Source organism: Muricoccus pecuniae, from assembly GCF_014199205.1.
Classification (GTDB): Bacteria; Pseudomonadota; Alphaproteobacteria; order Acetobacterales; family Acetobacteraceae; genus Roseomonas; species Roseomonas pecuniae.
Genome location: NZ_JACIJD010000007.1, coordinates 91,281 through 103,780, shown reverse-complemented (window position 1 = coordinate 103,780; position 12,500 = coordinate 91,281). Strand labels below are relative to the sequence as shown.

At 70.8% G+C, this 12,500-nt stretch carries 12 protein-coding genes and 1 tRNA gene; 6 read left to right on the top strand and 7 right to left on the bottom strand.

What is annotated here, in order from left to right; all coding sequences use genetic code 11:
- The first annotated feature begins 352 nt into the window (after positions 1–352).
- Entirely contained in the window at positions 353–1,078 is a 726-nt protein-coding gene (locus FHS87_RS09265) for a hypothetical protein (protein WP_184516742.1), read from the top strand.
- 50 nt (positions 1,079–1,128) lie between these two features.
- On the opposite strand, the gene FHS87_RS09260 is transcribed toward FHS87_RS09265, so the two are convergent.
- Positions 1,129–1,641 (bottom strand): MerR family DNA-binding protein, encoded by a 513-nt coding sequence (locus tag FHS87_RS09260; protein WP_312861942.1) that lies wholly within the window; start codon positions 1,639–1,641, stop codon positions 1,129–1,131.
- Here FHS87_RS09260 and FHS87_RS09255 point away from each other — a divergent pair.
- Positions 1,613–2,593 carry a Bug family tripartite tricarboxylate transporter substrate binding protein gene (locus FHS87_RS09255; RefSeq protein ID WP_246418272.1) on the top strand — a complete coding sequence of 327 codons (981 nt, stop codon included), beginning with the start codon at positions 1,613–1,615 and terminating at the stop codon, positions 2,591–2,593. The genes FHS87_RS09260 and FHS87_RS09255 overlap by 29 nt on opposite strands.
- Before the next feature lie 239 nt (positions 2,594–2,832).
- Here the strand turns inward: FHS87_RS09255 and FHS87_RS09250 are convergent, their stop codons facing one another.
- Entirely contained in the window at positions 2,833–3,846 is a 1,014-nt protein-coding gene (locus tag FHS87_RS09250; RefSeq protein WP_184516733.1) for a threonine ammonia-lyase, read from the bottom strand.
- A 68-nt stretch (positions 3,847–3,914) separates the two neighbouring features.
- Between FHS87_RS09250 and FHS87_RS09245 the strand changes: the two genes are divergently transcribed.
- A complete protein-coding gene (locus FHS87_RS09245; RefSeq protein ID WP_184516730.1) occupies positions 3,915–5,237 on the top strand; it encodes an aminotransferase-like domain-containing protein in 1,323 nt (440 codons plus the stop codon).
- A 560-nt stretch (positions 5,238–5,797) separates the two neighbouring features.
- On the opposite strand, the gene FHS87_RS09240 is transcribed toward FHS87_RS09245, so the two are convergent.
- Positions 5,798–5,890, bottom strand: a tRNA-Ser gene (locus FHS87_RS09240).
- Positions 5,891–5,958: 68 nt separating this feature from the next.
- Positions 5,959–6,588, bottom strand: coding sequence for a glutathione S-transferase family protein (locus FHS87_RS09235; RefSeq protein WP_184516727.1), 630 nt, complete (start codon positions 6,586–6,588; stop codon positions 5,959–5,961).
- Between the two features lie 301 nt (positions 6,589–6,889).
- Between FHS87_RS09235 and FHS87_RS09230 the strand changes: the two genes are divergently transcribed.
- On the top strand, positions 6,890–7,210 hold the full coding sequence (locus FHS87_RS09230) for a TM2 domain-containing protein (protein WP_221299731.1): 321 nt from the start codon (positions 6,890–6,892) through the stop codon (positions 7,208–7,210).
- 62 nt (positions 7,211–7,272) lie between these two features.
- Positions 7,273–8,211 (top strand): NAD(P)/FAD-dependent oxidoreductase, encoded by a 939-nt coding sequence (locus tag FHS87_RS09225; protein WP_184516723.1) that lies wholly within the window; start codon positions 7,273–7,275, stop codon positions 8,209–8,211.
- On the opposite strand, the gene gatB is transcribed toward FHS87_RS09225, so the two are convergent.
- Genes gatB through gatC form a run of 3 tightly spaced genes read right to left on the bottom strand, consistent with a single transcriptional unit; the run spans position 8,208 to position 11,424 of the window.
- Positions 8,208–9,659 carry an Asp-tRNA(Asn)/Glu-tRNA(Gln) amidotransferase subunit GatB gene (gene gatB / locus FHS87_RS09220; protein ID WP_184516720.1) on the bottom strand — a complete coding sequence of 484 codons (1,452 nt, stop codon included), beginning with the start codon at positions 9,657–9,659 and terminating at the stop codon, positions 8,208–8,210. The genes FHS87_RS09225 and gatB overlap by 4 nt on opposite strands.
- Positions 9,656–11,137 (bottom strand): Asp-tRNA(Asn)/Glu-tRNA(Gln) amidotransferase subunit GatA, encoded by a 1,482-nt coding sequence (gene gatA, locus FHS87_RS09215; RefSeq protein WP_184516717.1) that lies wholly within the window; start codon positions 11,135–11,137, stop codon positions 9,656–9,658. Before gatA ends, gatB begins: the two co-directional genes overlap by 4 nt.
- Positions 11,137–11,424, bottom strand: a complete 288-nt coding sequence (gatC, locus tag FHS87_RS09210; protein ID WP_184516714.1) for an Asp-tRNA(Asn)/Glu-tRNA(Gln) amidotransferase subunit GatC — start codon at positions 11,422–11,424, stop codon at positions 11,137–11,139. The genes gatA and gatC overlap by 1 nt, the downstream gene beginning before the upstream one ends.
- 111 nt (positions 11,425–11,535) lie before the next feature.
- On the opposite strand from gatC, the gene FHS87_RS09205 reads away from it, so the two are divergent.
- Complete coding sequence (locus FHS87_RS09205) at positions 11,536–12,489, top strand: retropepsin-like aspartic protease (protein ID WP_184516711.1); 954 nt, start codon at positions 11,536–11,538, stop codon at positions 12,487–12,489.
- The last annotated feature ends 11 nt before the right edge of the window (positions 12,490–12,500 follow it).

Below are 12,500 nucleotides of genomic sequence, written 5' to 3'. Positions count from 1 at the left end.
GTCTCTACAAGCAGGCCTCAACTTGGCCACGACCAGCCTGCTATTCGCCGAATAGCGCACCGTGCTCAACGCTCGTCCGCCTTACCCATCGATGCGGCATCATCGAGACCGGCGCGGCCAGCTAGCGATTTAGAAACCGCAACCAGCCCATCCGGAGAACCAACCAGGCGCCACGAACGGGGAACCATCTTGCACGCCGATCAGGGTTCAAGCTTGCATGCTGATTGACAGGCCACGTTCACGGAAAGGGTCTCCCCCAGCCCTCCCGGCTCTCACCAGCGTGTCTGCCTCTGGTGAGGCAGGAACCGCTCAACATTGTTCGGGATGGGCGCGTAGCGGCTGGATGTGCACGGTGGACGAACATGTCGGCTCTGCGTTCGGCATCCGACATCGGCTGGCTGGCCAGGCCTGCAGCAGCTCTCCGCCGCTGGTCGAAGCAGCCAGTTGGCGCTGCTCGTCACCTCGGGCATCACTGGGCATCCTGGAGGAGGCGCATATGCAGGGAATGCCGAGGATGAGGTTCCCTGGAGGCAGCCTGCTGGCGGCCATGCTCGGCGAGAACGCACCGATGGACGCCCGGCGCGCGGCGCGGCGCCTGCGCTCTGAAGGCGCGCCCGCTCTGGCGATCGACGATGATATCGCTGGCCTGGCACGCGGGCTGGCCTCCTCCGAGGTGTCGCATTCGCCCGCCGTGCTGGACGTCTTACCGCCGCTGTTCTGGCTCGAAGCCCAACGGGAGGACGGATCTGGTGCCCGCGGGATCCGCGGATGGGTTGTGGAGAAAAAGCGAGACGGGCTCGCCGCCCGGAGCTTCCGCATCGCCTCCGGTCATGAGGCCGTTCCCGAGCCGGGGGGAACCGCGACGGTGCCCTTCGGCGCGGGGCCGCAGGAGGAGGACGAGGAGACCTGCTATGTGAGAGGTCTGGTTACCGCCGTCAGCCTGCCCGAGATGCTGTCGCAGATGGGAGAGAGCTCCCCCGTCGCGCTGATGCCAGCCGACGCGCTCGACCGGGACATGCGCCTCCTGCGCGGCTTCAGGCTGTCCGTGGCAATATCACCGGACTCGGCGCCGACCTGAACCCTTGATACCCCGTGATGCAGTAGGTCCATGAAGTACCACTCCCGGTCCTATCTTGTCCTCTGTCCCGCTTTGGGGATTGGGGCTTCGAGAAGGTCCTGGATCGGCGCCAGGGCCTCCAGGATGCGGCACTCGGCGATCGTGCCGTGGCCGCACTGCCCGATAAGGGAGGCGAGCTCACGGCGGAGGGCGCCGAGGTCGGCGAGCTTGCGGTCCAGCTCGGCCATATGCTCCCGCGCGACGGCGTCCACCGCCTCGCAGAACCGTTCCCGCTGGTCGGCGAGGCCGAGAAGGATGCGGACCGGCTCGAGGGAGAAGCCGAGGTCGCGGGCACGCCGGGTGAAGCTCAGCCGCGCGAGCTGCCCCGGCCGGTAGCTCCAGTAGCCCCCGCCCGTGCGGGGCGGCGGCGGCGCTGATCCGCTTCCTTGCCTCTCCCGAGGCCGCGCCGGCGTTACGCCGGACGGGGCTGGAACCGCTGAACAGGGGTTGAGCCCCGTCCCGCCCGCGACCAACGCCGTTTCGAGGAGGTCCAGCTTGCCGCACCCCGTCCCGTCCCGCCGCACCCTTCTCGCCCTGGGCGGCGCCGCCCTGCTGCCCGCGCCCGCGGTCCAGGCCCAACGTGCCTTCCCCAACCGTCCCATCCGCCTCGTGGTCGCCTTCGCCGCGGGCGGCAACTCCGACACCCTCGCGCGCCTGATCGCCCCGAAGATGTCGGCGGTGCTCGGCCAGAACATCGTCGTGGACAATCGGGGTGGCGCCGGCGGCACCCTCGCGGCCAACGCGGTCGCCTCTGCCCCCGCGGACGGGCACACGCTGCTGTTCGACGCGGCGTCTTTCGTGGTCGCGCAGTTCGTTCACCGCAGCACGCCCTTCAACTACGAGCGCGATTTCGCGCCGGTCGGTACCGTCGCGGATGTCCCCTACATCCTCGCCGTTCCCTCGAATGCGGGCGTACGCGACCTCCAGGGCTTCCTCGGCAAGGCGCGCGCCGACCGCGAAGGCACCTCCTATGGCACGCCCGGCGTTGGCAGCCCCGGCCACCTCGCCGGCGCGCTGCTCGCACATCGGGCGGGCGTGAAGCTGGAGCACATCCCCTACCGCGGCGGCTCCGAGGTGGCGCGTGACCTCGCGGCCGGGACGCTCCCGGCAGGGATCCTCACCGCGAACTCGCTCAACCCCGTCGTGCAGGGCGGGCGCGCCGTGGCGCTTGCCGTCACCAGCGCCAAGCGCGGCGGCATCCCCGGCGTGCCGACGATCGCCGAGGCCGGCGTCCCCGACTTCGACATCACGAGCTGGAACGCCATCTTCTGCCGCAGCGGCACGCCGGAGGAGGCGCGGCACCGGCTGGAGGAGGCGATCAACGCCGCGACCTCCGACGCCGAGGTGAAGGCGCGCTTCACCGAGATCGGCGCGGAGGCGACCGCCGCCGAGCCCGCCCGCCTCGGCGAGCGGCTGGTGCGCGAGCGAGCCCTGATCCAGCGACTGGTCCGCGACACCGGGATCAGCCTGGGCTGACCTCGCAATGTGGATGAGCCCGGCTGCCCCCCTGGCCAGCCAACACGAAGGCCCTCACGGGCAGCAATTTGTCGGGCCAGCTCCCCACGAGTGAAATGGCAGCCTGTGACCCGACGGGGCCATGACGGCTGAGCGCCCATCCCGGCCATTCGGATCATCGGAGAGCTTTCCGCGTAGCGGACGTCGCTCTCTGGCCGCCTATGGGCTGAGCCGGGCTGGAACAGGCTGCCTTTCTGTCGCTAGCTGCTGGCGGCAAGCGCCCGTCGGTACATGCCCGGATCGACATTCGCACCGGTCAGTGCAACGGCCACGGTCCGGCCAGCGACAGGCAAACGACCGGCCAGAGCGGCCGCGAGCGCGACGGCGCCGCCCGGCTCCACCACGAGGCCGAACTCCTCGAAGGCGACCCGCATCGCCGCGAGCGCCTCGGCATCGCTCACGACCAGCCCTCCGCCGAGGCGGGGCGCGTTGATCGAGAAGGTCAGGGCCCCCGGCATCGGCGCCAGCACCGCATCGCAGATGGATGTCGCACCGGGGGCATTGCCCAGCCGGATCCCGGCCGCGAGGCTGCGGGCCGTGTCGTCGAAGCCTTGTGGCTCCACGGCGAAGACGCGCGCCGCCGGGAGAAGGGCCTCCCAGGCCAGGGCGCAGCCGGCGGTGAGGCCGCCGCCCGCACAACACACCAGCAGCACGTCCGGCACCGCCCCCATCGCCTCAGCCTGTCGCGCCACCTCCAGCCCGAGGGTAGCCGCCCCGGCGATCACGCGGCGGTCGTCATAGGGCGGCACCAGGATGAGGCCACGCTCAGCCGCGAGCCGGCGCCCCAGCGCTTCCCGGTCCTCGCTCGCTCGGTCGTAGAGGACAACCTCCGCACCCCAGCCGCGGGTCCGCTCGATCTTCGCCGCGGGCGCGTCCGCCGGCATGGCGATGACCACGGTCCCGATGCCCAGGCGCCGCCCGGCCCAGGCGACGGCCTGGGCATGGTTGCCGGAGGAGAAGGCCACTACGCCCCGGGTGCGCTCTTCGGCCGAGAGGAGCGAGAGGCGGTTCCAGGCGCCGCGCGCCTTGAAGCTGCCCGTCCGCTGCAGCCCCTCGGCCTTCACCAGGAGCCGCCCGCCCAGCCGCGCGTTCAGGCGCTCACTCTCCAGCAGCGGGGTTTCGACCAGCACGCCCCGGATGCGCCCGGCCGCATCCTCGATTTCCGGGAAGGAGGGGGCGGTCAGGTGCCAGGGATGGGGGGCGAGATCGTTCATGGGGCAAGGTTGAAAGCCGGACGGTCCTGGGGCAATCGCAACATTGTCTCAGAGACAATGGCGGAGTGATGAGCAACGGCGCCCAGGACATCGCGGCGGCCCTGGAGGCTGAGATCAGGGAAGGCACGCTCCTCCCGGGCGCGCGGCTGCCCACGCATCGCGAGCTCGCCTTCCGGCACGGCGTGGCGCTCAACACGGCATCGCGCGCCATGCGCCTGCTGGAGGCGCGCGGCCTGGTGGTGGGCGAGGTCGGGCGCGGCAGCTTCGTCCGCGCGCCCGGCCATATCGACGCGGCCTCCTTTCGCATCGAGGAACGGACGCCCGGCATCATCGACCTCGCCCGCAACGTCATGCCCCTGCCGGGACTGGCCGACCGCTTCGAGAGAGCCGCGCGGGCCGTCCTGCGGCGCGAACGGGCAGCCATGGCCGACTACCAGCCCCATGCCGGGCGCGCGGCTGACCGGGCGGCCGGAGCCGCGTGGATGTCGCGGCGCGGCCTGCCCGACGATCCTTCCCGCGTCGTCATCTGCGCGGGGGCCCAGCACGCCGTCACCGTGGCGCTGATGGCGACGACCCGGCCCGGCGACACCATCGCGGTGGAGGCGCTGACCTGGCCGGGGATCAGGGCCAGCGCCACGGCCCTGGGCCTGCAGGTCGTGCCCGTGCCGATGGACGAGGCCGGGCTGCGCCCGCGCGCCCTCTTACGGCTGGCGCTGCGCCACCGCATCGCGGCGCTCTACTGCATGCCGTCGCTGCAGAACCCGACGGCCGTGACCATGCCCGCCCAACGGCGCGAGGCGGTGGCCGCGGTCGCGCGGCGCCTCGACTTCCGCATCGTCGAGGACGACGCTTATGGCTTCCTCACGGAGGATGATCCGCCGCTCGCGCCCTTGGCGGCGATCGCGCCGGAGAGGAGCTGGTATCTGCGTTCCACCTCCAAGGCCTTCACACCCGGCCTGCGCGCGGCCTGGATGCTGACGCCGCCAGGGCAGGTTGACCGGGCCGCCGACCTCATCCGCGCCACGGTCTGGACCGCACCGCCGCTCGGCGCGGCCGTCGCGTCCCTTTGGGTGGGCGACGGAACCGCCAAGCTCCTGGAAGCAGAAAAGCGGCGCGAGGCGCGGCTCCGGCAGGCGCTTGCTGCGCAACTATTGCCGATCCGCGCAGCGCCCGCGGCCCACCCCGCCTCGATGCATCTCTGGCTCGACCTGCCGCGGAGGACGGCGGCGCAGGACCTGGTGCGGCGCCTGGAAGGCCTCGGCGTGAGGATCACACCCGGAGCGGCCTTCGGGGTAGGTAGCACGCCCAATTGCGTGCGCCTTGCCCTCGGAACACCCGTGGACCGTGCCGATCTGGAGCGGGCTCTGCGTGCTGTCGCCAGCGCTCTCTGAGTTGGGGAACCAGCGTCTGTGCAGCTTGCAAGAATGCCGAGCGGTGCCTGCGGTCAGGACCTGAGCACCAGCCGCATGTGCGCTTTCCGGCAGCGTGCCCCAGAAGCGGCCAGACTGCTCCGGGCCAAACTCGAACCATGGATCGGCCACGATTGCGGAAGAGGGTCGCAGTTTGCGCCTCCCCCCGGCTCGGGCCAGGGATGGCGCCCTTATCGCGTGTATACAACGCTGCTCACCCGCTCATCTTCTCCTTCGCGGGTTGGCCGAAGAAGTTGCCCGCTGCACACGAGTTAGCGAACTGGTTCTTCAGCCGAATTCGCACATGACCGCCGACGAGGCCGATGTGGTGAATCCTGCACCTTACGAGCGACGCCCTGACCACTGGAGGAGCGGGTCGGCAAAGATGCTGGCACGGTTCGCCCCAAAGCTCCGCGCCGTCCCCGCAGACAGCGCGGGATTTCCATAGCGCCTCAAAACGACCGGGGGGCGGCACAAGGGTCGGCACAGTAGCCTGGAACCGTTAGGCTGGCCCTGTCGACTGTTAGCCTAAGCTGTTGAAATGGCGGAGGGGATGGGATTCGAACCCACGATAGGACTTGACATCCTATAACGGTTTAGCAAACCGCCGCCTTCGGCCACTCGGCCACCCCTCCGCAGGAGTGGAAGTCACACGGCGTTGCAGGCGCCGCTTCTACCCGCACCCGGCCCCGCCGTCAAATGCTCAGGACAGCGCCACCTCGAAACCCCGCTTCACCCCGGGCCGCGTCATCATCCGGTCGTACCAGGCACCCACGTTGGGGAGGTCGTCGAAGGGGACGAGATGGCGCTCGTGCCGCCAGACCCAGCCGATGATGGCGAAGTCCGCGATGCTCGGCTGGCCCTCGGTCGCCACGAAGTCCCGCCCGGCCAACCGCTTTTCCAGCACCCCATAGAGACGCTTCGTCTCCTTCCCGTAGCGCGCCAGGCCGTAATCCTTCGCCGGCCCGTCCGGCTGCATGAGGAAGTGATGCACCTGGCCGGGCATGGGGCCGAATCCGCCCATCTGCCACATCAGCCACTCCAGAACCGGCACGCGGGCGCGCAGGTCGGCCGGCAGGAAACGGCCGGTCTTCTCTCCGAGGTAGAGAAGGATCGCACCCGATTCGAAGACACTGATCGGCTGGCCACCCGGCCCCTCGTCGTCCTCGATCGCCGGGATACGGTTGTTCGGGCTGATGGCCAGGAACTCCGGCCGAAACTGCTCTTCGGCACCGATGTTGACGGTTTTCACCCGGTAGGGCAGCCCCATCTCCTCCAGCGCCACGCTGATTTTGCGGCCATTGGGCGTGTTCCAGCTGTGCAGCGTAATCATCGGCAGGTCTCCTCGCACCCAGCATCACCCCGCGCGTGCCCTGGGGGAAGCCCGGCTGGAATTCCACCCCCCACGAGCCGATCTATGCCGGACATGGCAGAGACGCACCCGCCGCCCAATCATTGTGCCGGGCCCTTCGTCCCCTCCCGGGCCGGTCACCAAGGGCCCCCTTCCTGGGCGATCCCGGCCGGTCACGGCATCACCCGCCCTCGCGCAATCCGGCCGCCGAGGCCGCCCCTCCTGGCCCGCGCCGCCCCCACAGGGCAGGCTGCAGCAGTCTTTCGAGAAGGAATCGCCCGACATGTCCGGCTCCTCCCCCCATCCCGGCATGAGCGACACCGCCGCGATGATGCATTACGACGCGAACAAGCGCTCCGTCCTCGTCGGCTACATCCTATGGTTCTTCCTGGGCTGGTTCGCCGTGCACCGCTTCTATGCCGGGCGAACGATGAGTGGGCTGGTGATGCTCGCGGTCAGCCTCGTCTCCTGGGCGCTGACGGCGGTGGCGATCGGCTATCTCGGCCTCGGGCTGATCGGCCTCTGGCTGCTGCTGGACCTCTTCCTGATCCCCGGCATGATCCGGTCCTACAACCGCGAGATCATCGCCTCCCTCGGGCGCTGATCCGCGGGAGTGATGCAACGCCGGCGAGCCCCGCGCGTCGTTACACCGCGCGGAGGTTGCTCATGGAACAGGACGGCTGTCTCGATTGCCTCATCATCGGTGGGGGCCCGGCGGGGCTGACCGCCGCCCTCTATCTCGCCCGCTTCAACCGCCGCCTCGCCCTCGTCGATGGCGGGGACAGCCGGGCGGCCTGGATCCCCACAAGCCATAACTTTCCCCTCTTCGCCGAGGGGATCGGTGGCCGGGATATGCTGGCCCGGCAGCGCGAGAACCTGGCGCAGTACGGCATCGAGCCCCGCCGGGGGCAGGTGACGGCACTGGAGAAGCGGGAGGGCCGCTTCGTCGCCCGGTTCGAGGACGGCAGCCCCCCGATCGAGGCCCGGCGCGTGCTGCTGGCCACCGGCTCGCACGACATCGAGCCCAGCCTCCCCGACCATGCCGACGCGCTCCGCCGCGGCCTCGTCCGCTACTGCCCGATCTGCGACGGCTACGAGGCGCGCGGGCGCAAGGTGGCCGTGATCGGCCACGGCGCGCGGGGGCTGGGCGAGGCGGTCTTCGTGGCCCGCAGCTACAGCCCGGACGTCACGCTGCTGACGCTGGGCGACCCGATCTCGGAGGAGGATGCCGGCCGCGCCGAGGAGCACGGGATCCGCGTCATCACCGCCCCGATCGACGCGCTGGAGGTGGAGGGGGATCGAATCAGCGCCGTTCGCGCGGGCGGGCAGGAGCACCGGTTCGAGACGCTCTACTCCGCCCTCGGCCTGACCGTGCGCTCCGACCTCGCCACCCGCCTCGGCGCCGAGCACGACGACACGGGATCCCTCATCGTGGACGACCACTGCCGCACCACCGTCCCCGGCCTCTACGCCGCCGGAGACGTGGTGCGCGGCCTCAACCAGATCGTGGTGGCGATGGGCCACGCCGCCATCGCCGCCACCGACATCCACAACCGCTGCGAGCTGCCGACGGAGGACGAGCCCGGCGGCAACCGCGCGCGCTAGCCGTCGAGCCTGGCCTTGAGCACCTCGTTCACCAGGGCCGGGTTCCCCTGCCCCTTCATGGCCTTCATCACCTGGCCGACGAACCAGCCGAACAGCGTGGGCTTGGCCCTGTACTGCTCCACCTTGTCCGGGTTGGCCGCGATGATCGCGTCCACCGCTGCCTCGATCGCGCCGGTGTCGGAAACCTGCCGGAGGCCGCGCTCCTCCACGATGGTGCCGGGCGGCTTGCCCGTCTCGGCCATCGCCTCGAGCACCTCTTTCGCCATCTTGCCCGAGAGCGTGCGGTCCGCGATCAGGTCCAGCAAGGCGCCGAGATGCTTCGCGGAGACCGGGCTGTCCTCGATCCCGCGGCCCATCCGGTTCAGGATGGCAAAGAAGTCGCCCATCACCCAGTTCGCGGCGACCTTCGGGTCCCGCCCGGCGGCGACCTCCTCGTAGAAGGCCGCCGTTTCCTTCTCCGCCACCAGCACCGAGGCGTCATAGGCCGAAAGGCCGAACTCGTTGACGTAGCGCGTCCGCCGGGCATCGGGCAGCTCGGGCAGGCCCGACTTCAGCTCCTCGATCCAGCCGGGCTCGATCACCAGGGGCGGGAGGTCGGGATCGGGGAAATAGCGGTAATCATGCGCGTCCTCCTTGCTCCGCATGGAGCGGGTGACGCCGCGCGAGGTGTCGAAGAGCCGCGTCTCCTGGTCGACCGTGCCGCCGGATTCCCAGACCTCGATCTGCCGCCGCGCCTCGGCCTCCACCGCCTGCATGACGAAGCGGATGGAGTTGACGTTCTTCACCTCGCAGCGCGTGCGGAAGCCCTCGCCGGCCTTGCGGACGGAGACGTTCACGTCGGCGCGCAGCGAGCCCTGCTCCATGTTCCCGTCGCAGCTGCCGAGATAGCGCAGGATCTGCCGCAGCTTGGTGAGATAGGCGCCGGCCTCCTCGGGCGAACGCATGTCGGGCTCCGACACGATCTCCATCAGCGCCACGCCCGACCGGTTCAGGTCGATATAGGACTTGCCCGGGTGCTGGTCGTGCAGCGACTTGCCGGCATCCTGCTCCAGGTGCAGGCGGGTGATGCCGATCTCGCGCGTGCTGCCGTCCGACAGCTCGATCGTGATCTTTCCCTCGCCCACGATCGGGTGGGCGAACTGGCTGATCTGGTAGCCCTGCGGCAGGTCCGCGTAGAAGTAGTTCTTCCGGTCGAAGCGCGACCAGGGATTCACCTGCGCGTTCAGCCCGAGCCCCGTGCGCACGGCCTGGGCCACGCATTCGCGGTTGATCACCGGCAGCATGCCGGGGAAGCCCGCATCCACGAAGCTCACCTGGCTGTTCGGCTCGGCGCCGAACCCGGTGGCGGCACCGCTGAACAGCTTGGCGTTGCTGGTCACCTGGGCATGGACCTCCAGCCCGATCACCAGCTCCCAGGGGCCGGTCTCGCCCGAGATCGTGTAGCTCATGCGAAGGCCCTCACCTGCGGCAGCTTCGTCAGACCCGCGGCGTGCTCGATGGCGGCGCTCACCGCGAACACCGTTTCCTCGTCGAAGGCGCGGCCGAGCACCTGCAGCCCGAGCGGCAGGCCCTGGCGGTCATAGCCGGCCGGCACCGTCATGCCGGGGATGCCCGCGAGGTTGGCCGTCACCGTGAACACGTCGTTCAGGTACATCGCCACAGGATCGTCCTGCTTCTCGCCGGCCGCGAAGGCGGCGGAGGGGGTCGCGGGCGTCACGATCGCGTCCACGCCGCGGAAGGCCTCGTCGAAGTCCCGCTTGATCAGCGTGCGGACCTTCTGGGCCTTGAGGTAGTAGGCATCGTAGTAGCCGGCGCTCAGCACATAGGTGCCGATCATGATGCGCCGCTTCACCTCGTCGCCGAAGCCCGCGGCGCGCGTGCGCTCGTACAGGTCGCGCAGGTCCTCGCCGTCCCGGCGCAGGCCGTAGCGCACGCCGTCGTAGCGCGCGAGGTTGGAGGAGGCCTCCGCCGGCGCCACGATGTAGTAGGTCGGCAGTGCGTATTTCGTGTGCGGCAGGGAGATGTCCACGATCTCCGCCCCCTCCGCGCGTAACCAGGCGAGCCCCTGCTGCCAGAGCGCCTCGATCTCCTCGGGCATCCCCTCGAGCCGGTACTCGCGCGGCACGCCGATCCGCAGCCCCTTCACCCCGCGGGCGCAGGCGGCGGCGAAGTCGGGCACGGGGGCGGGAGCGGAGGTGCTGTCCTTCGGGTCGTGGCCGGACATGCTCTCCAGCAGGATCGCGCAATCCTCCACCGTGCGCGCGACGGGGCCCGGCGTGTCAAGCGAGGAGGCGAAGGCCACCACGCCCCAGCGCGAGCAGCGCCCATAGGTCGGCTTGATGCCGGCGATGCCGCAGAAGGCCGCGGGCTGGCGGATGGAGCCGCCCGTATCCGTCGCCGTCGCGCCCATGGCCAGCCGCGCCGCCACGGCCGCCGCGGAGCCGCCCGAGGAGCCACCGGGGACGAGCGTCGTGCCGTCGTCGTTGCCGCGCTTCCACGGGTTCTCCACCTCGCCGAAGGCGGAGGTGGCGTTGGAGGAGCCCATGGCGAACTCGTCCAGGTTCACCTTGCCCAGGAACACCGCCCCGTCCCGCAGGAGGTTGGAAGTGACCGTGCTCTCATAGGGCGGCGTGAACTCGCCGAGGATGCGGGACGCCGCCGTGGTCCGCACGCCCTGGGTGCAGAACAGGTCCTTGATGGCGAGCGGGATGCCCTCGAGCTTCCCCGCCACGCCGTTGGCACGCCGGGTGTCGGAGGCGCGGGCCGCCTCCATCGCGCGCTCGGCGGTGACGGTGATGAAGGCGTTCAGCCGGGGGTTCAGCGCCTCGATCGCCCGGAGATGGGCCGCCGTCAGCGCCTCGGAGGTGACGATGCCCTCAGACAGCGCCTCAAGCGCGCCGCGGATGGTGAAATCGGTGGGGTGCATCACTCGACAACCTTCGGAACGGCGAAGAAATCGCCCGCGCGGTCCGGCGCGTTGGCGAGCACCGCCTCCGCGCGCCCGCCATCATTCACCACGTCCTCGCGCATCGGCATGGCGGTGCCGCCCGCGCCGGAGAGGGGCTCCACGTCGCTCGTGTCCACGGCCTGGAGCTGCTCGATCCAGCCGAGGATCCCGTTCAGCTCCGCCTGCAGCCGCTGGTCCTCCCCCTCCTCCAGATGGAGCCGGGCGAGGGACGCGACGCGCCTCACGGTCTGCAGGTCGAGCGACATGGGAAATCCGGAGCTGGGACTGAGGTACGGTGGTGCAGGAAGCCCCCGGCACCCCTCAAGTCAAGGGGCCTCGCCTTTCCGCATCGCCTCCCCGGGCGCATATCGCCGGGAATGACGCCCCGCCCGTTCTCCCTCCCGCTGCTCGCCGCCCTCCTTGCCGCGGGCACCGCCGGGGCGGCCTGCCCTCCGGGAGAGGGGGACCGCCTGGTTCTCGCCGCCCCGGCCGCGCCGGCCGCGCTCTCCCTCCTCGGCCCGGGCCCCGGCCCCGTGCCGGTGGTTCTGGCCCAGGCAGATGGCGCCGCCCTGCCCTTCGCGCTCGATACGGGCTCCAGCCTCACCATGCTCCGCCCCGGTGCCGCCGCGGCGCTCAACCTCCCCTTCGATCCCGGGCGGGCGACGCCGATCACGGGGGTGGGCGGCACCTCGCGCATGCCGAATGCCCTGCTGCGGCACTTCCAGATCGGCCGGCGTGCCTTCCGGAACCTCTCCCTTCCCGTGGCGCCCGGCAGCAGCGAGGATGAGGGGCGCCTGGCCGGCATCATCGGAGCCGACCTGCTGCAGGCGGGCGCGCTGGAGCTGGATTTGCCCGCGGGCCGCGCCGTGCTGCACGATTCGCCCGCCTGCCTCGCCGCCCCGCCTCCCTGGCCTATCGGGGGGCCCGCCGAGGGGATCGCGGTGGAGGTGACGCCCGCGGGACTGGTCATCCTCCCCCTCCGGCTGAACGGCCAGCCGGCGCGCGCCCTGCTGGACACGGGCGCGGAGCGGACGGTGCTGCGCCAGGACCGCATCGCCGGCTTCGGCATCCCCGCCGCGGCGCTGCGGGCGCCGCCCGCCGGGACCGTCTTCGGCACGGGCGGGGAGGCCGCCGCCTTCCACATCCATGAGGGCGCGACGCTCCGCCTCGGGGAGGGCATGGTGGCGGCGATGCCCATCGTCATCGCCCCCCTGCCCCCTTCCCTGCCGGTGGACCTCGTCCTCGGCCAGGACGTTCTCGGCACGCGCCGGCTCTGGCTCTCCTACGCCGCGCGGCGGCTCTGGCTCGCGCCCTCCACCGGACGCCCCTGAGACGATACCCC

Bases quoted from the DNA above. Each gene is read 5' to 3' on its own strand.
- FHS87_RS09250 (WP_184516733.1), bottom strand. From the start codon at position 3,846: ATGAACGATCTCGCCCCCCATCCCTGGCACCTGACCGCCCCCTCCTTC.
- FHS87_RS09245 (WP_184516730.1), top strand. From the start codon at position 3,915: ATGAGCAACGGCGCCCAGGACATCGCGGCGGCCCTGGAGGCTGAGATC.
- FHS87_RS09235 (WP_184516727.1), bottom strand. From the start codon at position 6,588: ATGATTACGCTGCACAGCTGGAACACGCCCAATGGCCGCAAAATCAGC.
- FHS87_RS09230 (WP_221299731.1), top strand. From the start codon at position 6,890: ATGTCCGGCTCCTCCCCCCATCCCGGCATGAGCGACACCGCCGCGATG.
- FHS87_RS09225 (WP_184516723.1), top strand. From the start codon at position 7,273: ATGGAACAGGACGGCTGTCTCGATTGCCTCATCATCGGTGGGGGCCCG.
- gatB (WP_184516720.1), bottom strand. From the start codon at position 9,659: ATGAGCTACACGATCTCGGGCGAGACCGGCCCCTGGGAGCTGGTGATC.
- gatA (WP_184516717.1), bottom strand. From the start codon at position 11,137: ATGCACCCCACCGATTTCACCATCCGCGGCGCGCTTGAGGCGCTGTCT.
- gatC (WP_184516714.1), bottom strand. From the start codon at position 11,424: ATGTCGCTCGACCTGCAGACCGTGAGGCGCGTCGCGTCCCTCGCCCGG.
- FHS87_RS09205 (WP_184516711.1), top strand. From the start codon at position 11,536: ATGACGCCCCGCCCGTTCTCCCTCCCGCTGCTCGCCGCCCTCCTTGCC.